The organism is Streptomyces sp. CC228A, assembly GCF_021390935.1.
GTDB lineage: Bacteria > Actinomycetota > Actinomycetes > Streptomycetales > Streptomycetaceae > Streptomyces.
The window spans coordinates 287,157-307,808 of record NZ_JAJPUI010000001.1 but is presented as its reverse complement, the minus strand read 5'-3'; the positions used below and the strand labels follow the sequence as shown (position 1 = coordinate 307,808).

Genomic DNA, 20,652 nt, shown 5'->3' with positions numbered 1-20,652 from the left:
CGGGTGCCCAGGAACAGAAACGTGTTCTCCTCCGCGAAGCTCGCCGCCTGGCGCCGCCGCACCCTGTCCCGCGCGGTGCACCGCGGCTGGCGGTGGGTGCAGGAGACCGGAGCGGTGACGGCGGAGCGTCCGGGACCGCTGCGGTTCCGGCGCATCGGCGCGGGCACGAAGCTGGCCTTCCCCCAGGGGGCCGTGTTCGGCGAGCAGTGGATCGAGCTGGGGGAGTGCTGCATCATCGGCGAGCAGGTCACGCTCAGCGCCGGGATGCTCCCCGGGCTGGACCTGGGCCCCGATCCGGTGGTGACGCTCGGCAACGGCGTCGTCCTGGGGCGCGGCAGCCACGTCGTCGCGGACGCGCCGGTCGTGATCGGTGCCGACACGTTCTGCGGCCCCTACGTCTACATCACCTCGACGAACCACAGCTACGACGACCCGGACGAGCCCATAGGCCGGCAGTGGCCCCGCTCGGCCCCGGTCGAGATCGGCCCCGGCTGCTGGCTCGGCACCGGCGCGGTGATCCTCCCCGGCGCGCGGCTCGGCCGCAACGTCGTGGTGGCGGCCGGAGCCGTGGTGCGGGGGGAGGTGCCCGACCACGCGGTGGTGGCCGGGGCCCCGGCCCGTGTCGTACGGCGCTGGGACGCCCTCAACGGCTGGCAGCCGCCGCTGCGCACACCCGCCCCCGAGCCGATACCCGAGCATGTGACGGCCGCCCAGCTGGCCGCGCTCGCCGCCTGGGAGCAGCAGGCCCGGCCGCACCGGGCCCCTGGGGCGGCCCGGACCTGACCGGCGGTCCGCCGACCGTACCGGGCCCGCCGGGGCCGCCTCCGCGCCCGACCGCACCGGGCGCCAGGGCGGTCGGGCGCTCGCCGGCTGTGGCCGATCGTGCGGCGCGCCGCAGTGGACGGGCGCGCACGGGTGCCGGGGCGCGGCGGGCGGCACCGGGATACGGGCTGCGGCCCACGGGCTTCAGGAGGCGGGAGGGACGGGCGGGGACCGGCTCACGGGCGTCCGGACGGGGTGCGCCTGCGGCATCCGGCGCCGGGCCCGCTCCGGGCCGCCGGTGCGGGGGCGCCTCGGTCCGGCGGCGGCGCTTCAGTCCAGATGCCTGACCTCGATGGCGGGGAAGCGGTCCATCACCATGTCCAGGCCCGCCGCCCGCGTTCGCGCGTAGGCGTCGTCGTCCACGACGCCGAGCTGGAACCAGACGGCCTTGGCGCCCTTCGCCACGGCCTCGTCGGCCACCGCGCCCGCCAGCTCGCTGCGTACGAACACGTCCACCACGTCCACGGGGAAGGGGATGTCGGCCAGCGACGCGTACCCCTGCTCACCGAGCACGGTCTCGGCCTTCGGGTGCACGGGCACGATCCGCTTGCCGAGCGTCTGGAGGAGCTGTGCGACGCCGTACGCCGCGCGGGCGCGGTTCTCGGACAACCCCACGACGGCCCAGGTGTCCCCGAGCTCCTTGAGGATCCTGCGCACCGTCTCCCGGTCGCCGGTCCCGGCGCCCCTCTCTGCGCGCGTCGACATAGGTCGCCTCCTGTACGGCCGGGGCGCCGCCCGGCCACGGTTCCTCGTCTCTGATCTTCCGTCCAGGCCAACCACCCCCTCCCGTGGCGCATTCCTTGTGCGCTCACCCGCGTACGCACGCGTCGGCGCGTCTCGCCGGTGACGGGTGCCGTCGGCACGGGGCGGAAAGGGCTTGGCCCCACGTATGGATAGTGGCACTATCTAGAAACAGATAGTGCCACTATCCATACAAGGGAGCCCCGGCATGCCCGCACTGCCCTGGACCGCACCGCACCCCGCTCCGCCGAACGCCCCGGTCGTCGTCATGGCCTCCCGCTTCGAGGTCCGCACGCTCGGGGACGTGCCGGGCTTCCTCCGGAAGTCGCTCGCCGCCTGGCGGCAGGTGAAGCGGGCGCCCGGCGCCTACGGCGCCTCCCTCGTCGCGCAGCCCTTCCGGCGCACCTTCCACACCCTCTCCGCCTGGCGGGACCTCGACGCCCTCCACGCCTACGCCCGCACGGAGCCGCACCGCGGCATCATGCGGGACCTCCGCCCGGCCATGCGCGCCTCCACCTTCACCTTCTGGGAGGCGACCGCCGAGGACCTGCCGGTCGCCTGGGACGAGGCCCGCCGGCGCCTCGACGAGCAGGCGGCGGCGGACGCCGCGGGAGGGCCGTAGAACGCACGGGTTTAGGGTGGCCGGATGCTGGAGCAGTACCTGACGGTGGCGCGCGAGGGCGTGCACGAGACCGAGATCACCCGCTCGCGCTTCATCTGCGCGCTCGCCCCCGCGGCGACGGAGCGGGAGGCCCAGGAGTTCGTCGCCCGCATCCGCAAGGAGCACCCGACCGCCACCCACAACTGCTACGCCTACGTCGTCGGAGCCGATGCTTCGGTACAGAAGGCGTCCGACGACGGCGAACCCGGCGGCACCGCGGGCGTCCCCATGCTCCAGATGCTCCTGCGCCGCGACGTGCGGTACGTCGCGGCGGTCGTCACGCGGTACTACGGCGGCGTCAAACTCGGCGCGGGAGGTCTGATCCGCGCGTACGGCGGGGTGGTCGGCGAAGCGCTCGACGCGCTCGGCACCGTCACCCGCCGCCGCTACCGGCTGGCCACCGTGACCGTGGACCACCAGCGCGCCGGGAAGCTCCAGAACGAGCTGCGCGCCACCGGTCGGACCGTCCGCGACGTGCGCTACGGCGACGCGGTCCGGATCGAGATCGGCCTGCCCGAGGCGGACGTGGACGCCTTCCGCGGCTGGCTTGCCGACGCCACCGCCGGGACCGCCACCTGCGAACTCGGGGGCGAAGCCTACGGCGAAGCATGAGTGCCGGACCGGACGGTCGCCCGGCGAGCGCCCGATCGACCGGTTCCGACCACCGTTGTCAGACCCGCCCGCTACCCTCACCGATCATGAGACTCCTGCACACGTCGGACTGGCACCTGGGACGGTCGTTCCACCGCGTCGGCCTCCTCGACGCCCAGGCCGCCTTCCTCGACCACCTCGTGGCCGCCGTGCGCGACCACGACGTGGACGCGGTGGCCGTCGCCGGGGACGTGTACGACCGGGCCGTCCCGCCGCTGGCCGCCGTGGAGCTCTTCGACCGCGCCCTGCACCGCCTCGCCGACGCCGGGGTGCCCACCGTCATGATCTCCGGCAACCACGACTCCGCGCGGCGCCTCGGCGTCGGCTCCGGGCTCATGGAGCGCGCCGGCATCCACCTGCGCACCGACCCCGACGGCATCGGGACGCCCGTCGTGCTGCCCGACCCGCCGCACGGCGACGTCGCCTTCTACGGGCTGCCGTATCTGGAGCCGTCCCTCGTGCGGCAGCGCCTCGGCGCCCGCAGGTCCTCCCACGAGGCGGTGCTCACCGCCGCCATGGAGCGCGTCCGCGCCGACCTGGCCACCCGCCCGGCCGGTACCCGCTCGGTCGTGCTCGCCCACGCCTTCGTGGCCGGCGGCGAGCCCAGCGACAGCGAACGGGACATCACCGTCGGCGGGGTCGCCGCGGTGCCCGCCGGCGTCTTCGACGGCGTCGACTACGTGGCCCTGGGCCACCTGCACGGCAGCCAGACCCTGACCGAGCGCGTCCGCTACTCGGGCTCTCCGCTCGCCTACTCCTTCTCCGAGTGGCGCCACCGCAAGACGATGTGGCTCATCGACCTCGGGCCCGCCGGGGAGATCGCCGCCGAGCGCATCGACTGCCCCGTGCCCCGCCCGCTGGCCCGTGTCCGCGGCACCCTCGCCGACCTCCTCGACGATCCGGCCCTCGACCGGCACGAGGACGCCTGGGTGGAGGCCACCCTCACCGATGCCGTGCGGCCCGCCGAGCCCATGGCCCGCCTCGCCCGGCGCTTCCCCCACATCCTCAGCCTCGTCTTCGCACCCGAAGGCGGCGAGGACGACCGGCAGCACCTCTCCTACGCGCGCAGGCTCCGCGGACGCACCGACCACCAGATCGCCGAGGACTTCGTGGCCCACGTGCGCGGCGGATCGGCTGCCGACGACCGCGAACGCGCCGCGCTGCACGGCGCCTTCGCGGACGTACGCACCGACTTCGCGGCCCGCGAGGCCGCGGACCCCGCGCGGGAGGCGGCCCGATGAGACTGCACCGCCTGCAGGTCACCGCCTTCGGCCCCTTCGGCGGCCGCCAGGACGTCGACTTCGACGCGCTCTCCGCCGCCGGGCTGTTCCTGCTCCACGGAGCCACCGGCGCCGGCAAGACCTCCATACTCGACGCCGTCTGCTTCGCCCTCTACGGCTCCGTACCCGGCGCCCGCCAGTCGCCCGGCGCCCCGCTGCGCAGCGACCACGCATCTGCGGGCACGCCCACCGAGGTGGTCCTCGAGCTGACCGTCGCAGGGCGCCGGCTGAGGCTCACACGCAGCCCCGCCCAGCCCCGCCCCAAGAAGCGCGGCGGCGGCTTCACCACCGAGAAGGCCCAGTCCTTCCTGGAGGAGTACGACCCCGGGACCGGTATGTGGAAGGGGCTGAGCCGCTCGCACCAGGAGATCGGCGAGGAGGTCGGCCAACTCCTCGGGATGAACCGCGAGCAGTTCTGCCAGGTCGTCCTGCTCCCGCAGGGCGACTTCTCCCGGTTCCTGCGTGCCGACGCCGAAGCCCGCGGCAGACTCCTCGGGCGGCTCTTCGACACCCGCCGCTTCGCCGCCGTCGAGGAGCGCCTCGCCGAGCAGCGGCGCGCCGCCGCGCAGCAGGTCGAGGCGGGGGACCGGCAGCTCCTCGCCGTCGCGCACCGCATGGCCCAGGCGGCCGGAGGAGCCGCCGACGGCTGGCCCGCCCCCGAGGGCGCCCCTGGCGACCCCGGCCTCGCGGACGCCGTGCTGTCCTGGGCTGCCGTCGCCCGCTCCGGGGCCCGGGAGGCCCGCGACGCAGCCGAACTGGCCCTGCTCGCCGCGGAGTCCCGGCAGGCCGCCGCCCACCGCGCCCTGGAACGCGAACAGGAGCGGGCCGCCCGCAGGCAGCGCTACGAGGAAGCCCACCGGCGCGCCGCAGAACTCGACGCCCGGCGCGGCGAGCACGACCGGTGGCAGGCCCGGCTGGAAGAGGCCCGCCGGGCCGAGCGCGTCGCCGCACCGCTTGCCCTGCGCGCCGAGGCGGAGGAAGCCCACCGCGCCGCCGACAGGGCGCACGCCCGCGCGAAGGCCGCCCTCCCCGGCGAGCTGGCCGACGCCGGCGCCGACCGCCTCACCGCCCTCGACCGCTCCCTCCAGCAGGAGCTCGCAGCCCTGGAGTCAGGCCGACTGGCGGAGCAGCGGCGGGCCGAGCTCGTGCGGGAGCGCGCCGAACTCGACCGGAGGGCCCGCGCCGACGAGGAAGTCCTGCGGGAGGCCGACGCCTGGCTGGCCGGCTGGCCGGCCAGACGGCGAGACCTGCAGGAGAGCGTGGAGGCCGCGCAGGACGCCGCGACCCGCGCCGAGCACCTCGCCGGCCGCCTGGAACCGGTCCGCCGCCGGCTCGCCGCCGCACACCGCCGCGACGCCCTCGCCGAGGACGTCAAGGCCGCGGAAGAGCGCCTCGCCGCCGCACGTGAGGAGGCCAACCGCGCGCACGAGGCATGGCTGGACCTGCGTGAGCGCCGACTGCGCGGCATCGCCGCGGAGCTCGCAGCCCAGCTGGCCGACGGCGCACCCTGCGCGGTGTGCGGATCCACCAGCCACCCGGCGCCCGCCGCCACCGCGGACGGGCACGTCGACCGGGCGGCCGAGGACGCGGCGTACGAACGGCACACCCGCGCCGACGCGGCACGCGCGGACGCCGAGCGGCATCTCGCCGTCCTCCGCGAGACGCACGGCGCGGCGGCCGCCGAAGCCGCCGACCGGACCGCCGATCAGGCCGGCCCCGAACCGGTCGGTGCGCAGCACACCGGGAACGCCCCGACGCCCGCCGGGCCAACCGCGACGGAACTGCACGCCCTCGTCAGCGAGTTGGAGCGGCAGCACGCCGAGGCCCGCGCGCAGGCCTCGGCCGGCCACGCCGTGCGGGAGGAACTCCGCCAGGCGGAGCAGGAGCACGGCGTCCGGCTCGCCGCCCGGCAGCAGGCGCAGGTCAGCCTCGCGGCCGGCACATCCCGCCGCGAAGCCCTCGACCAGCAGCAGGCCGTACTGGACACCGACCTGGCGCGCGTCCTCGGAACCGCCGCCACCACCGTCGCGGAGCGGTCGGCCGACCTGGAACGGCGGATCGAGGCGGTCGCGCGGGCCGCCGACGCCGTACGGGCCGTGGAAGAGGCGGCACGCCGGCTGAAGGAAGCCGACGACCGGCTCGCCGACGCCGCGTACCGCTCCGGCTTCCCCACCCCCGACGCGGCCTCCGCCGCCGTCCTCGACGACGCTCAGCAGCGCGACCTGCAGCGCCGGCTGGACGCCTGGCAGGCGGAGTCCGCCGCCGTGGCGGACCGGCTGGCGGAGCCCGGTGCACGGGCCGCCGCGCTCTCCCCGCCTCCCGACCCCGAAGCGGCCCGCGCCGCGTACGAGACCGCCGAGCGCGCGGTCCGCGCCGCGGCCTCCGCCCTCGCCGCCCAACGCGACCGGTGCACCGCACTGGACCGGCTCTCCGCCCAGGCGGAGCGCGAGGTGCGGCGCCTCGGGCCGCTGCGCGACCACTACGACCGGCTGGCGAGACTCGCCACGCTCACCGCCGGGACGTCGGCCGAGAACCAGCGTCGGATGCGCCTGGAGACGTACGTCCTCGCGGCGCGCCTGGAACAGGTCGCCGCGGCCGCCACCGCGCGGCTGCAGCGCATGTCGGCCGGCCGCTACACCCTCGTCCACTCCGACGCCCGCGCCGGCACCAAGCGCTCGGGTCTGGGCCTGCACGTCATCGACGCCTGGACCGGCACGGAACGCGACACGGCCACACTGTCCGGCGGTGAGACGTTCTTCGTGTCCCTGGCCCTCGCGCTGGGCCTGGCCGACGTCGTCACGGACGAGGCCGGGGGCGTCCGGCTCGACACCCTGTTCATCGACGAGGGCTTCGGCAGCCTCGACGAGCACACCCTGGACGAGGTCCTCGACGTCCTCGACGGCCTGCGCGAACGCGACCGCAGCGTCGGCATCGTCAGCCACGTCCCCGACCTGCGCCGCCGCATACCGGCACAGCTGGAGGTGGTGAAGGGCCGCACGGGATCGGTGGTGCTGCCCAGGGGAGTCGGCGCCTGAGCTGCTCGTGAGACGCCGGGCACGGCGTGCCCTGACGCCGCGGGTGCGGTCGACCGGCACAACCGCCATAGCCGCCGTCGGACCGGGCCCGACCGTTCGGGCCACCGCTCCCGCAGACCGGCCCGCCCCGTACACGCCGCTTCAAGGCCGGTCACGCCGGCTGCGGTGTACTTGATCGTCAGCAGTCCGCTCGGCAGGGGGCAGGCAGGCCACGCAGGTGTCGGCTCCACGGTCCGCGTGGGATCTGAGATGCGGCCGCACATGGCCGACGCACTGGCGGAACCGTGTCTACTCCTCAGGAACGCAGCCTCATGGAGGCCGGATGCACCGTCGCCTGAGTGGCTGCACTCAATTCGCCGCGCTTCTCCCCGGATACCTATCGTGGCGACAGGCGCTGCCGAGGAGGTGCACATGCCAGCCGGCGAACCGCCAGAGGCCGGCCGCCGGTGGGGAAGGTCGGTCGACGGCCCGTCGGCTGCTGGACCGTGGCCACCCCGTCCGGGCCCGCCCCCTCGCAGGTCGGGCGGTCGTGGCTGCCTGTGGGGGTGCGCCGGAGCTCTGACCGTGGTGATCGCGCTGGCCGCGGTGGTGATGGTGATCGCGCTGGATGAGGGCGACGAGAGCGTCACGCCCGCGCCGAGCAAGACGGTCACTGAAGGGGCGCCGCGGCAAACGACCTCGCCGGGGACGACGGGAGAACCCCGGGGAGAGCGAGCAGACCTCCTCGACTTCCGGTTGGACGATCGCTCGCCCTTCGGGGTCCCCCGCATCTGGATCGTTTGGACGATCAAGAACAACAGCAGCGAGAAGTCCGACTACCTCTGGGATTGGGAAGCTGTTGACGCCAGCGGCACCCGACTCGACAACGGGACCCAGTTGGTGACCGACGTCCAGCCCGGCCAGACGGCCCGCGGGGAGGACTTCACGACCCTCGACTCCGTGCAGGGTGTCACGCTCAACATCACCAGTTTCGACCGCTTTGCCAGTGGCTGAGAGGCGGACGGCGGCCGCATCGACGCGTGGCGGGCCGCGGATGCTGCCACAGCTGTGCCGTGGCCGGCGGGCGGCCTGCTCGCGTGTCTCGCTCGGTCGGCCGGCCGATGAAGGCCACGCGGGCTCTGCGCGGCCACAGCAGTAGTCCACTCACCTGCGGGTCCTGACGCCAGGTTGCCGCCAGAGCCGGCAGAGGCCCCCGCCGCACACCCGGCAGCCGGAAGTGGTGAAGGGCCGCGCCGGGTCGTTGGTGCGGCTGCGCGTCGCGGAGGTCGGCGGTGACGGTGCGGCCGTGCGTCGCGGAGGTCGGCGGGTGGCGGCGGGGCTGCGTGTCGCGGTGGTCAGGGAGCGACAGCGCGGCTGGGCGTCGCCGTGGTCAGGGGCTGACGGCGCGGCGCGGCAGCGGGGAGGAGTAGACGACGCTCGTCGTCACCGAACCCAGGGAGGACACCTTGCCGGCCACCTCCTCCAGGTGGCTCATCGACCGTGTGGCGACCTTCAGCACGAAGCAGTCGTCACCCGTGACGTGATGGGCCTCAAGGATCTCCGGTGTCACGTCCAGCAGGTCGTGGAACGGCTTGTAGTTGGCGTGCGGGTAGCGCAGCCGGATGAAGGCCATGATCGGCAGGCCGAGCCGGGCAGGTTCGACGACGGCGGTGTACCCGGCGATCACGCCGGCCTCCTCCAGCCTGCGCACCCGCTCGGTCACGGCACTGGCGGACATGGACACGGAGCGCGCCAGCTCCGTGAAGCTCGCCCGGCCCTGCTCCTGCAGGGCCGCCAGGATGCGCCAGTCCGTGGCGTCCGGTGAATATCCCGTCATGGGACACTTTTAGCAGGGGATTTCCCGGCGAAGCAAGGGAACCGCCGGGGATCGCCACTTCACCGGGATGATCACGGACCGTAGATTTCTGGACATGACGACAACGACTCGCGCCGCCGACGCGGCCCTCGCCGACAATCCGGTCCTCCGTGTCCCGCCCGCACCCGCCGCCGCTGCCGCCGCGTACTTCGCCGCCGCGCTCGCCTTCCACACGGACGCGTCCGATGTCGCCGCCGCGCTCGCGTCGGACGGCGACCCGGGATTCGTCGTGGTGGACTGCCGCTCCATCGAGGCGTGGGACCAGGGCCACGTCCCCGGCGCCCTGCACCTGCCGACCGCCCTGATCCCCGAGCGAGCCGAGGCCCTCCTCGACAAGGCCGTCCCCGTGGTCACGTACTGCTGGGGGCCCGGCTGCAACGGCGCGCTCCGAGCCGCCGGGGCGCTGGCCGGACTCGGCTTCCAGGTGAAGGAGATGCTCGGCGGCTTCGAGTACTGGGCCCGGGAGGGCTTCCCGTACGAGACGTGGGAGGGGTCGCAGCGGCGGGAGGCCGACCCCCTGACCGCGCCGGTCGGCGCTGACGACTGCGGCTGCTGACCCGAAGCCGTACCCCTGCTGCGGCCTGCGGCCCAGCCGCGGACCCGGGGCCGGGACACGGACCGCGCCGGGCCTGCGCGGACCGCTGGGCGGCGGGGCCTGCCGTGGCCCGGCTCCCCGACTCGGCCGCCGCCGTCCGGACCGGGGCCGGCGCCGGTCCGGCGCCCGGCCCTGAGGGTGCGGGGTCTGGCCGCACTCCGGTGGCTCCGCACACGGCCCCCGGGCCTCGGCGCCCGCAGCCGCCGCCGACCGCTCGGCCGGGGCGCGGCCCGGCCGGCCGGGGAGCCGGGAGAGCCGCGGCGTGCCGGGTGGCCGGGAGGCCGGTCGCGGAGCCCGGCCCCTGTGACAGGGCCGGGCTGGGCCTCTCGGCCCCCCGGCAGGGGGGAGCGGGGTCCGCCGGTCAGAGCCTGGACAGCTCGTCGACGAGGTCGTCCAGGCCGAGGGAGCCCTGCGAGAGCGCCGCCATGTGCCACTTCTTGGCGTCGAACGCGGCGCCGTGCGCGGCCCGCGCCTTCTCGCGGCCCAGCAGCCAGGCACGCTCGCCGAGCTTGTAGCCGATCGCCTGCCCCGGCATCGACAGGTAGCGGACCATCTCGCTCTCGACGTACGCCGGCGGCCGGCTGCTGTGCTGCTGGTAGAACTCCTGCGCCAGCGCCGGGGTCCACCGCTCGCCGGGGTGGAACGGCGAGTGCGCCGGGATCTCCATCCCCACGTGCATGCCGATGTCCACGATGACCCGGCAGGCGCGCATCATCTGCGCGTCCAGGTAGCCGAGCCGGCGCTCGGGGTCCGGGAGGAAGCCCAGTTCGTCCATCAGCCGCTCGGCGTACAGCGCCCAGCCCTCGCAGTTGGCGCTGACCTGGCCCACCGTCGCCTGGTAGCGCGACAGCCGGTCCGCGACGTGCACCCACTGCGCGATCTGCAGGTGGTGGCCGGGAACACCCTCGTGGTACCAGGTGGACACCAGGTCGTACACGGGGAACCGGGCCTCGCCCTCGACGGGCAGCCACGTCCGCCCCGGCCGCGAGAAGTCCTCGGACGGGCCCGTGTAGTACGGTGCGGCCGCGCTGCCGGGCGGGGCGATCCGGGACTCCACTTTCCGGACCCGGTCGGCCAGTTCGAAGTGCGTGCCGTCGAGCGCCTCGATGGCCTCGTCCATCAGGTCCTGGAGCCAGGCCCGGGTCTCCTCGGCGCCTTCGATGTGCCTGCCGTGTGTGTCGAGGTGGGCGAGCGCCTCCCAGGGCCCCGATCCGGGAAGGATCTTGTCGGCCTCCTTGCGCATCTCGCCGAGGAGCCGGTGGAACTCCTCCCAGCCGTACGCGTAGGCCTCGTCCAGTTCGAGGTCGGTGCCGTTGTGGTAGCGCGACCAGCGGGCGTACCGCTCGCGGCCCACCGTGTCCGGGGCGTCCTTCACGGCCGGGGCGTACACGTCGCGCATCCAGTCCCGCAGCTCCGCGACCGCCGCGGTGGCGCCGCGGGCAGCGGTGTCCAGCTCGGTCCGCAGATCGGCGGGGCCCTCCGCGGCGAACTCCTCGAACCAGCCGCGCCCGTTCCCGTCGGTGCCGCCCGACCACTCCGTGAGCTGCTCGACGAACGTCGCCGTGGCGCGCGGACCGCCCGGCAGATCGCGCTCCAGGCCGAGGGCGAGGGACTCGCGGTAGCCGTCCAGGGCTGCGGGCACGGCCCGCAGCCGCTCGGCGACCGCCGACCAGTCGTCGCGGGAACCGGTCGGCATGACCGTGAAGGCCATGCGCAGGCTGTGGGCGGGCGAGCGGATGTTGCTGACGGTCCGCAGGCCCTCCCCGGCCTCGTGTACGGCGAGTTCGGCGGTGAGGCGTTCCCGCAGGAGGCGCGCGCAGCGCCGCTCCACGTCGGAGTCGGCGCCCGGCAGGCGCTCCGCCGCGTCGAGCCGGACCAGGGTCTCGCGGGCCAGTACGGCCAGTTCCTCCTGGCCCGCGGGGGAGTAGTCGGGCAGGAGCGAGTGGCTCTCCTCGACGCCCAGGTACGTACCCGTGACGGGGTCGAGCTCGACGAGCGCGTCGACGTAGGCGTCCGCGACCTGGCGGGGAAGAGCGCTGGAGGTGTCTGGCATGGCCCCCATCCTGATACGCCGCGGCGGCCTCCTGCCACCTCAGTCGATCACAGTCGGCTGACAAACGAGCGGCCCCAGCGCGTGCCGCCGAGGGCTGGCGGGGCCTGCGGGACGGGAGTGGTTCCTTCCCCTTTCCCGCCGGTGCGGCGCCGCCCGCGGCCCGCCCCGGCCTGCGGGGCCCGCCCTCCGCGCCCGGCCGCCGGCCTGACGGGGCGTCCGGCTGCGCTTCTGGGCAGGAAAACCTCGCAGGTGCAGGCCCTGGGCGGGTCCGCCGGTGCCGGGCGGGATGCCGGGCGGCGGCGGGCGGGGGCCCCGTGCCGGAGCCCCGGCGGACAGGCACCCCGGCCCCGGGAGCCGTCCGGAACCCCGTCCGGCGGCCGGAGCGGTACGCGTACCGTTCGACCGGTTTTTTGGCTGGATCGCGACGGTCCCCAGCCGGGCGGCCGATGGGCTACGGCCGGGTCGACGGCCGCGCCGCCCCACCGGCCGGGGCCGCGGCGGTGTCCCGGTCCGCGCGCACGGTGTCCGCGCCGTCACCGGGCCGGGCGCGCAGCGGCCGCACCTGCGCGGTGATCACGAGGGTTCCCTCCTCGATCTGGTAGTCGAGGGGAAGGTTCAGTCCGCGCATCGCGGCGACCATCCCGGTGTTGGACGCCTGGGTCACCGCGTACACCTGGTCGCAGCCTGCCTCGACGGCGAGGCCGACCAGCCTCCGCAGCAGCTCGGAGCCGATGCCCCTGCCCTGCCAGTCGTCCTCCACGAGCAGCGCCACCTCGGTCTCGTCCCCGTCCCACAGCAGGTGACCGAGGGCGACGAGCCGGCCGGAAGCGGTCTCCACGGCCAGCGTGCGCCCGAAGCGCGGGCTGAGGAGGTGGTCGAGGTAGCGGTCCGCGTCCGCGACCGGCCCGTGGTAGCGCAGGCCGAGGGTCCGCTCGGAGCACCGGTCGTGCATGGCGCGCGCGGCGGCGAGGTCGCCCTGGTCGGCGCGCCGCACGGTGATCTCGGCGCCTTCCGGCAGGGTCAGCACGTCCTGGCCCGCCGGCACCCGCGGCCCCAGCAGCGCGTCGAGCTCCACCAGGGCGCGGGCCCGGGCGAACTCGGTGGGGGTGAACGGGAGATAAGCCCGCTCCACCGTGATGACCCCGCCGTGCGGGTCGCGCAGCAGCATCACCGTGTCGTCCTGCTCCAGGGCGCCTTCCACCGGAGCGGTACGCCCGGTGGGCCGGCCGCTGGGGGAGACGGCGGGCACCGACCTGATGGTGCAGCGGCCCAGCAGCCGGCGCAGCGCGAGCGGGAGTTCGGCGGTGTCCAGGGCGGTACGGGTCGCCAGGCCGAGGACGCGCGTCGGGGCGTCCACCAGGTCGTGGGCGTCCGCCCGCTCGATCCAGGTGTGCGTGCCGCCGGCCGCGGCGACCCTGAGCGTGAGCTGCCCGGTTCCCAGCGTCTCCGGGGCCCGCAGCAGGAACTCGTCGACGGTGCCTTCGGCCAGGGGGTGCGTCTGCAGGGTCAGGATGTCGATGCGCAGGGCGGCGAGAGCGCCGCACAGGGCCGCCAGGCTGCCCGGTTCGTCCCGTACGGTGGTGCGCATGCGCCACAGGACGGTGCCGCCGCCGGCGTCGGGCCCCTCCTCGGCGGGGCGGGCCGCCGGGTGCGCCGGGGCGGCGGCGGGAGGGGCGTGACTGTGCCTGCGGGCCCACCACGTGTGGAAGGCGGCAGTGGCCACGAGCACGACCGCCGAGACGATCAGCAGGTAGGGGCCGTCCGGCCCGTGCGCGATGGTGTTCGCGACCGCATCGGCGACGGCCACGGCTGTGAAGAGCGCGGCGAGTTCGACGACGTCCCGCCGCCAGTGGTGGCGGCGTGCCTGCTTCGCGGGAGTGACGTTCGCGTCAGTGATCCGGGTCATGGCAGCACTGTCGTCCAGTGGTGTTGCGTGATCACGAACGCTTTGTGACTGATGGGTTAAGCATGGATCTGGCCCGTTTGTGGCCTCATCGCGATGTTTGGGTCGGAGCCTGTTCGCCCACCGGCTGCGACGCGTTCGCCGGGTCTTTCGCCTCCGTGACGCATCGCCGGCTCCCCTCCCGCGCCGCGGCGCTGTCGGACCCGCCGCCCCGCCCCGCCTCCGCGCGGGGCGGGGTGGACCGCCGCACGGCCGGGTGGCCCGCGCGGTCAGCGGCTGCCGTCGAGGATCACCCGCGCGACCAGCGCCGGGTCGTCGTTCATCGGCACGTGCCCGCACCCCGGAAGCCGTACCAGCCGGGCACCGCGCAGTACGCGCTTGGCGCGCACGCCCTGCCGGGGCAGCAGCAGGCGGTCCCGCGAGCCCCAGGCGATCGTCACGGGGACCGCAGGCAGCCCGTCGGAGAACAGCATGCCGCGACTCGCGGACAGCGCCGATTCGAAGCCGGACGCCCCGCGCAGCGCCAGGGTCTCCGCCGCCACCGCCTGCGGTGCCCGGCGCCCCGGCCGCGCGTAGATCGTGCCGGCGAGCGCGGCGCGTCCCGCCGCCGAACGGGACAGCCGCTCGATGGCCGGCACCGGAAGGGCCCGGGCGCCTGCGCGCAGCGCACGCAGCACCCCGAAGGCGTAGCGACGCTCGCCCTCGGACCAGAAACCGGCCGGCGACAGGGCCGTCACCGAGCGGGCCAGCCCCAGGCGGCCCAACTCCAGCGCCAGCAGCCCGCCCAGGGAGTTTCCGGCCACGTGCGGCTTCTCGACGCCCAGTGCCGTGCAGAGCCCGCCGAGCACCGGACCGAACGTGTCCAGGTCGTACGCCATGCCGTCCGGCAGCGCCGACGACGCCCCGAAGCCGGGCAGGTCGACGGCGACGACCTCCCGCTCGGCGGCCAGCAGGTCGAGCACGGGCCCCCAGGCCTGCCAGTGGTGGCCGATGCCGTGCAGGAGCAGCAGGGGGTCCCCGGCGCCCCTGCGCTCGTACCGCACGGACACGACACGCCGCCCCACCGGGGCGTCCACCGTGAACGAGATCTCCTTGGACATGCCGCCCGCCCCTCTGCCTGACGCGCCCACCTGCGCGTCGCCAAGAATTACCGGCTGGTAGCCAGGAGTTCAAGGGACCCTTGTCCGGATTGCGCCCCGCCGTCGCGCGGAGGGCCGACGATTGGTCTTGACCAAGTCCGGCACCGGGCCTATGGTCCAAGGGTTACTGAAGGAACCTTTAATAAAGAACGTCGCGGAAAGTCGTTCCGGGTACGGCGATCGCGGAGGATCAGGGTGGGGACCACACAGCTGGAGTCGGTGCCGGAGCCGAAGTACTGGCACCTGAAGACCGTGATCAGTGAGGCGCTCGACTCCGAGTTCGAAGTCGGCCAGATCCTCCCCAACGAACGTGAGCTCGCGGCGCGCTTCGGCGTCGCCCGCGCCACGCTCCGCCAGGCACTGGAGCAGCTCGAACTGGAAGGCCGCCTCCAGCGCCGCCGCGGCGTCGGCACCACCGTGGCTCCGCCGCGCGTCGGCGTGGACGTCTCCACCGCCCGCCACCACTGGCCCGCGGCCGGTGACGACAGCTGGCAGGCCGTGGACTGCTCCGTCACCGCGCCTCCCCCCGCCGTCGCGGGCCTCCTGGACTGCGAGGGCGACGACGCCCGGGCCGTGTACGCCATCCGCAGGCTGCGGGCCACCCACGGCCAGTCCGTGGCCGCCGAGCAGCTCTACGTCCCCGCCGCGTCCGTACCGGCCCTCGTGACGTCCGGCAGCACCACCGGCGAGGCACTCGCCCGGGGCGTACTGCGGGAACTCCAGCGGCTTCCCCTGGAGGGCCAGGACCGGGCCGTCGAACTGGGCTCCGCCCGCGCCGACGACGCCAAGGAGCTCGACCGGCTGCCGGGCGCGCCCGTCCTCGTCGTCACGACCCGCTACTTCTCCGCCGGGCGCACCGCCGCGGTGTCCGTCGCCACCTACCGCGCCGACACCTGCCGGCTGACCTTCGGGGACGTCGGCGACCTGCAGATCGCCTCCTGACGCCCGCAGCCCTCAGCGGCGGGCCGTCACCGTCCCCTCCACGGCGAACAACTGCTCCTCCACGTGGTCGAGCGCGAGCCGCAGCGCACCCGTCGCCACGGCCGCCTCGCCCAGCAGCGACAGCTCCACCCTCGGCGGCCGCAGGCAGAAACGCGCCAACTGCTCCCGCAGCGGCGGCAGGATGCCGTCCAGGCCCGCCGCCCAGCCCCCGACCACGACCAGCTCCGGATCGAGTGCCAGCACCAGGGCCGCCACGTCGTGCACCAGCCGCTCCGTGAACCGGTCCACCGCGGCCCGCGCCCCCTCGTCCCCCGTGCGCGCCCGGGCGAACACCTCTGCCACCGCCTGCTCGTCCAGCGGGTGCAGCGGCTCGTCCGTCGTCGACAGCAGGGCCTCCGGAGCGTCCCCCCGGCCCAGCAGGTGCAGCGCCCCGATCTCCCCGGCCGCCCCGCCGAAACCGCGGTGCAGCCGCCCACCGATCAGCGAACCCGCCCCCGGGCTCAGCCCCGCCAGGACGAACACGAGGTCGTCCGAGTCGATGCCCGCACCCTTCCAGTGCTCCGCCACGGCCGCCGCGTTCGCGTCGTTCTCCACCAGCACCGGGCAGCGGAACGACCGCCGCAGCCGGTCGCCCAGCGCAAGCCCCGTCCAGCCGGGGAGCGCCGTGCCCAGCCGCACCCGCCCGTCGGCCTCCACGATGCCGGGCGTGCCCACGCCGACCGCCCGCAGCCCGCCCCGGGGCACGCCCGTACGGCGCAGCACGTCGGCGACCACGGTACGGACCCGGTCCAGCCGCTCGTCCGCCGAAGCCGACTCCGGGACCGCCCGCTGGCCCGCGCCGATGATCCGCCCGTCCAACCCGGACAGCAGCGCCGACACCCGGTGCGGGCCGATCTCGACACCCAGCAGGTGCCCCGCCTCGGCGCGGAACCGGAAGCGGCGGGCGGGCCGCCCCTGGCGCCGCACCTCGCCTTCCTCCGGTGCCGCCTCCATCACGAGGCCCGCCTCGACGAGGCCCTCGGTCACCCCCTCGACCGTGGGGCGGGAGAGGCCCGTGAGACGTGAGAGGTCGGTCAGCGTGCGGGCCTCGCCGTTCCGCAGCGCATGGAGTACCACCGCGGAGTTGATCCGCCGCAGCAGCGACGGGTCCCCGCCGGTCAGCCGCCCCACCGTGTGTCCTCCCAGCTCGTGCCCCGTTCCGCGGGTCGCCTGTCGGGTGTCTGGCGGATCGTACTCAATGCCCTGCCCGGCGGCGACCCGGGCCGCGCCCGCGCCGCGCCCCGCACCGGCCCCGCGTACGACCCCGGCGCCGGCCGGGCCATGCCCGCGCCGCGCTCCGCACCGGCCCCGCGTACGACCCCGGCGGCAGCCGATCCGCGCCCGCTCCACCCACCGGACCGGCCCCCGCGTACCTCCCGTGACGCCACCCCCGCCGCGCCCCGCGTACCCCTCTGCCCCCAGCCCTGCCGCCCCCGCGTACCTCCCGTGACGCCCCGGCGTGCCCGGCCCGGTCCGGCGCCGGTCCCGCGTACGGCGGACGCGCGCCCGGGCCGGCCCGCATCGCGGGGGCGGCGACCTGACGCAGCGCCAATTGTCAGTGGCGGCCGCTTTACTGGACGCATGACCACCGCACGGCATCTCGCGACCGTCGACGCGCTGCGCCTCCGGCCCTTCCCGGGCCAGCGAGGCAGATCCGACGTGGGCGAGAGCGGGCCGGGCTACCACATAGCGGAGCTCGCCACCAGCGAGGACTTCTGGGAGGACGCGAGCCGATGGGAGCAGGTCGCCGAGCAGTACGAGGCGGAGCGGGACGCCCTCAGCGCACTGCTCGCGGCCCGCTGGGGAGCGCCGCAGGTGTTCAGCCTGTGGTCGGTGTTCCAGCGCGCCATGGAGGGGGAGGAGGTGCCGGAGCCGTGGGCCGCTCTGAGCAACCACGTACCGGACCTGCACCTGTGGCGGGTGGAGGGCCGCTGGGCGGCGCTCGGCGTCTCGCAGTGGGACGCGGAGCTGCCCTTCCAGCTCCTCGCCGTCGTCACCGAGACGGATCCTCCGTGACGGCCTCGCGCAGTAGGGCGTACTCCTCGGCCATCGTCTGCGCCGTCCAGTGCGCGTTGAGCCCGCTGGGGTTCGGAAGCACCCACACCCGGGTGCCGCCGATCCGCCGCTCCTGCGGACCGATGCGCGCCTTCTTCTCGCCGAAGGCGGTCCGGTACGCGGTGACGCCGACGACCGCGAGCCGGCGCGGGCGCAGCCGCTGCGCCTTCTCCGCGAGGAGTCGGCCGCCGTCGAGCAACTCGGCGGCGCTCAGCTCGTCGGCGCGGGCCGTGGCCCGCGCCACCAGGTTCGTGATCCCGAGCCCGTACGCGAGCAGCTCGTCCTGCTCGGCCGGCCGCAGCTGCCGCGGGGTGAACCCGGCGAGGTGCAGCACGGGCCAGAAGCGGTTGCCCGGCCGGGCGAAGTGGTGGCCCGTGGCGGCGGACATCAGGCTCGGGTTGATGCCGCAGAAGAGCACGGACAGGCCGCTCGCGACCACGTCGGGGACCGGGGAGGCGGCCCCGGGCGAGGAGAGCTCCGCCCGGGGGAGGCCGCGAGCAGCCGGGGGCGTGTCCCCGCCGGAGCGGCGGGGGGTCCCGTGTGACGCCATGTCAGAGGATGGCGCCCGGGGTGTAGGAGGCAGCCTGCGGGCGCTGCTTGACCAATTCCTCGATCCGGGAGACCACCGCGCCCACCTGGTCGGCGGCCGCGCCGGTGAAGGACAGCTTGTCGGCCATCAGCGCGTCCAGGCCCGCCCGGTCCAGCGGGATCCGGGCGTCCGCCGCCAGCTTGTCCAGCAGTTCGTTGCGCTCGGCGCCCTGCTCGCGCATCGCGAGCGCCGACGCCACCGCGTTCTCCTTGATGGCCTCGTGTGCTTCCTCGCGGCCCACGCCCGCCCGCACCGACGCCATCAGCACCTTGGTGGTGGCCAGGAACGGCAGGTAGCGGTCCAGCTCCCGGGCCACGACCGCGGGGAACGCGCCGAACTCGTCGAGCACGGTCAGGAAGGTCTCCAGGAGCCCGTCGAAGGCGAAGAACGCGTCGGGCAGGGCGATGCGCCGCACCACGGAGCAGGACACGTCGCCTTCGTTCCACTGGTCGCCCGCCAGCTCACCGGTCATGGACGCGTAGCCGCGCAGGACCACCATGAGGCCGTTGACGCGCTCGCACGAGCGGGTGTTCATCTTGTGCGGCATCGCGGACGAGCCGACCTGGCCCGGCTTGAAGCCCTCGGTGACCAGCTCGTGCCCGGCCATCAGGCGGATCGTCTTCGCCAGCGACGACGGTGCCGCGGCCAGCTGCACCAGCGTCGTGACGACCTCGTAGTCCAGCGAGCGTGGGTAGACCTGGCCGACGGAGGTGAACGCGTGCCCGAAGCCCAGGTGGCCGGCGATCCGGTCCTCCAGTTCGGCGAGCTTCGCCGGGTCGCCGCCCAGCAGATCCAGCATGTCCTGAGCGGTGCCCACCGGGCCCTTGATGCCGCGCAGCGGGTAGCGCCCCAGCAGCTCTTCCAGGCGGGCGTACGCCACCAGCAGCTCGTCCGCCGCGGTGGCGAAGCGCTTGCCGAGGGTCGTGGCCTGCGCGGCCACGTTGTGCGAGCGACCCGCCATGACCAGCTCGCCGTACTCGGCGGACAGCCTGCCGAGCCGGGCCAGCACCGCGACCGTGCGATCCCGCACCAGTTCCAGCGACAGCCGCACCTGGAGCTGCTCGACGTTCTCCGTCAGGTCGCGCGAGGTCATGCCCTTGTGGACCTGCTCGTGGCCGGCGAGGGCGTTGAACTCCTCGATCCGGGCCTTCACGTCGTGCCGGGTGACCTTCTCCCGCTCGGCGATCGACGCCAGGTCGACCTGGTCGAGGACGCGCTCGTAGTCGGCGAGCGCCGCGTCCGGCACCTCGATCCCGAGGTCCTTCTGGGCGCGCAGCACGGCGAGCCACAGCCGCCGCTCCAGCCTCACCTTTTCTTCGGGGGACCACAGGACGGCGAGCTCGGCGGAGGCGTAGCGGCCGGCGAGGACATTGGGGATACGGGGCTTGGCAGTCACGTGACCGGATTCTACTGGCGGTTCGTGCAGGCCAGCGCGCCGCCCTTGCTTGTGGCTTGCTACGAGAGCCCGGTCACCGGCCGGGCCTGCGGCGCCGCCGGGCCGCTGTCAGGACGCGGGCGCCTCGTACGGCAGCAGCTCCGGGCGCTTCGCGGGGCGGCCGTCCCCCGACGAACGGCCGGTCAGCCGCCGCCCGATCCACGGCCCCAGGTGCTCGCGCGCGAACCGCAGGTCGCCCACCCGCCGCTCCAGCCACGGCGGCCGCAGCGCGGGGGCCAGCGGCGCCCGCCAGTCCTCCTCCGGCGCCAGGCCGAGGGCCTGCCACACCGCTTCTGCGACCCGCCGGTGGCCCTCCGCGGTCAGGTGGAGCCGGTCCACGTCCCACAGCCGCGGATCGCCGAGCACCTCGGCGCCGTACAGGTCGACGACCAGGGCGCCGTGCCGGGCGGCGAGCTCGTCGACGTACGAGAAGAGCGCCTCCATCCGGGGGCGGAAACGCTCCAGGACCGGGCCGCGGCGGCCGGGGCTGCGCATCAGGACGAGGCGGCCGCACGCCGGCGCGAGGCGCTCCACCGCCTCCTCCAGCAGGGCCCGCACCCGGCCCATGTCGCACGAGGGGCGCAGGGTGTCGTTGAGGCCGCCCACCAGGGTCACCACGTCGGCGCGCATCGCGGCGGCGGGGGCCACCTGCTCGTCGACGATCTGCCCGATCAGCTTCCCGCGCACGGCGAGGTTGGCGTACCGGAAGCCGGGGGAGCGGTCGGCGAGGCGGGCCGCAAGCAGATCGGCCCAGCCCCGGTAGGAGCCGTCCGGCAGCAGGTCGGACATGCCCTCGGTGAAGCTGTCGCCGACCGCGACGAAACTCGTGTAGGTGGCAGTGGTCTCCATGGCGAGGC

The 20,652-nt window shown here is 75.0% G+C and carries 18 protein-coding genes; 9 read left to right on the top strand and 9 right to left on the bottom strand.

Annotation, left to right across the window (positions count from 1 at the left end; genetic code table 11):
* Positions 1-3: 3 nt before the first annotated feature.
* Complete coding sequence (locus L6E17_RS01365) at positions 4-783, top strand: DapH/DapD/GlmU-related protein (protein WP_236238959.1); 780 nt, start codon at positions 4-6, stop codon at positions 781-783.
* A 309-nt stretch (positions 784-1,092) separates the two neighbouring features.
* Here the strand turns inward: L6E17_RS01365 and L6E17_RS01360 are convergent, their stop codons facing one another.
* Positions 1,093-1,527: a CoA-binding protein gene (locus L6E17_RS01360; RefSeq protein ID WP_236238958.1), complete on the bottom strand. Its 435-nt coding sequence runs from the start codon at positions 1,525-1,527 to the stop codon at positions 1,093-1,095.
* A 244-nt stretch (positions 1,528-1,771) separates the two neighbouring features.
* Here L6E17_RS01360 and L6E17_RS01355 point away from each other — a divergent pair, with 244 nt between their 5' ends.
* From L6E17_RS01355 to L6E17_RS01335, 5 genes are all read left to right on the top strand, one after another.
* Positions 1,772-2,185: a DUF3291 domain-containing protein gene (locus tag L6E17_RS01355; protein WP_236238957.1), complete on the top strand. Its 414-nt coding sequence runs from the start codon at positions 1,772-1,774 to the stop codon at positions 2,183-2,185.
* Between the two features lie 24 nt (positions 2,186-2,209).
* The gene (locus L6E17_RS01350) at positions 2,210-2,836 is read left to right on the top strand and encodes a YigZ family protein (RefSeq protein WP_236238956.1); all 627 of its coding nucleotides are present in this window, start codon (positions 2,210-2,212) and stop codon (positions 2,834-2,836) included.
* An 86-nt stretch (positions 2,837-2,922) separates the two neighbouring features.
* Complete coding sequence (locus L6E17_RS01345; protein WP_236238955.1) at positions 2,923-4,116, top strand: exonuclease SbcCD subunit D; 1,194 nt, start codon at positions 2,923-2,925, stop codon at positions 4,114-4,116.
* The gene (locus tag L6E17_RS01340; protein WP_236238954.1) at positions 4,113-7,190 is read left to right on the top strand and encodes an AAA family ATPase; all 3,078 of its coding nucleotides are present in this window, start codon (positions 4,113-4,115) and stop codon (positions 7,188-7,190) included. Before L6E17_RS01345 ends, L6E17_RS01340 begins: the two co-directional genes overlap by 4 nt.
* A gap of 564 nt (positions 7,191-7,754) precedes the next feature.
* A complete protein-coding gene (locus L6E17_RS01335) occupies positions 7,755-8,183 on the top strand; it encodes a hypothetical protein (protein ID WP_236238953.1) in 429 nt (142 codons plus the stop codon).
* Positions 8,184-8,559: 376 nt separating this feature from the next.
* Here L6E17_RS01335 and L6E17_RS01330 read toward each other — a convergent pair whose 3' ends face one another.
* Positions 8,560-9,006, bottom strand: a complete 447-nt coding sequence (locus tag L6E17_RS01330; RefSeq protein ID WP_236238952.1) for an Lrp/AsnC family transcriptional regulator — start codon at positions 9,004-9,006, stop codon at positions 8,560-8,562.
* A gap of 94 nt (positions 9,007-9,100) precedes the next feature.
* On the opposite strand from L6E17_RS01330, the gene L6E17_RS01325 reads away from it, so the two are divergent.
* On the top strand, positions 9,101-9,601 hold the full coding sequence (locus tag L6E17_RS01325; protein ID WP_236238951.1) for a rhodanese-like domain-containing protein: 501 nt from the start codon (positions 9,101-9,103) through the stop codon (positions 9,599-9,601).
* Between the two features lie 400 nt (positions 9,602-10,001).
* Here the strand turns inward: L6E17_RS01325 and L6E17_RS01320 are convergent, their stop codons facing one another.
* From L6E17_RS01320 to L6E17_RS01310, 3 genes are all read right to left on the bottom strand, one after another.
* Entirely contained in the window at positions 10,002-11,693 is a 1,692-nt protein-coding gene (locus L6E17_RS01320; protein WP_236238950.1) for a DUF885 domain-containing protein, read from the bottom strand.
* A gap of 451 nt (positions 11,694-12,144) precedes the next feature.
* On the bottom strand, positions 12,145-13,599 hold the full coding sequence (locus L6E17_RS01315) for a GNAT family N-acetyltransferase (protein WP_236238949.1): 1,455 nt from the start codon (positions 13,597-13,599) through the stop codon (positions 12,145-12,147).
* Between the two features lie 266 nt (positions 13,600-13,865).
* Positions 13,866-14,696, bottom strand: a complete 831-nt coding sequence (locus L6E17_RS01310) for an alpha/beta fold hydrolase (RefSeq protein ID WP_236238948.1) — start codon at positions 14,694-14,696, stop codon at positions 13,866-13,868.
* 234 nt (positions 14,697-14,930) lie between these two features.
* Between L6E17_RS01310 and L6E17_RS01305 the strand changes: the two genes are divergently transcribed.
* Positions 14,931-15,677, top strand: a complete 747-nt coding sequence (locus L6E17_RS01305; RefSeq protein ID WP_236238947.1) for a GntR family transcriptional regulator — start codon at positions 14,931-14,933, stop codon at positions 15,675-15,677.
* Between the two features lie 12 nt (positions 15,678-15,689).
* On the opposite strand, the gene L6E17_RS01300 is transcribed toward L6E17_RS01305, so the two are convergent.
* Entirely contained in the window at positions 15,690-16,847 is a 1,158-nt protein-coding gene (locus L6E17_RS01300; RefSeq protein WP_236238946.1) for an ROK family transcriptional regulator, read from the bottom strand.
* A gap of 450 nt (positions 16,848-17,297) precedes the next feature.
* Here L6E17_RS01300 and L6E17_RS01295 point away from each other — a divergent pair, with 450 nt between their 5' ends.
* Positions 17,298-17,732, top strand: coding sequence for a hypothetical protein (locus L6E17_RS01295; protein ID WP_236238945.1), 435 nt, complete (start codon positions 17,298-17,300; stop codon positions 17,730-17,732).
* Here the strand turns inward: L6E17_RS01295 and mug are convergent.
* The 3 genes from mug to L6E17_RS01280 form a co-directional block, all read right to left on the bottom strand.
* Positions 17,710-18,210, bottom strand: a complete 501-nt coding sequence (gene mug, locus L6E17_RS01290; protein ID WP_308315829.1) for a G/U mismatch-specific DNA glycosylase — start codon at positions 18,208-18,210, stop codon at positions 17,710-17,712. The two genes, L6E17_RS01295 and mug, sit on opposite strands and share 23 nt — an antisense overlap.
* A gap of 112 nt (positions 18,211-18,322) precedes the next feature.
* Complete coding sequence (purB, locus tag L6E17_RS01285) at positions 18,323-19,756, bottom strand: adenylosuccinate lyase (protein WP_236238944.1); 1,434 nt, start codon at positions 19,754-19,756, stop codon at positions 18,323-18,325.
* A gap of 108 nt (positions 19,757-19,864) precedes the next feature.
* Positions 19,865-20,644 (bottom strand): SGNH/GDSL hydrolase family protein, encoded by a 780-nt coding sequence (locus L6E17_RS01280; protein ID WP_236238943.1) that lies wholly within the window; start codon positions 20,642-20,644, stop codon positions 19,865-19,867.
* Positions 20,645-20,652: the final 8 nt, after the last annotated feature.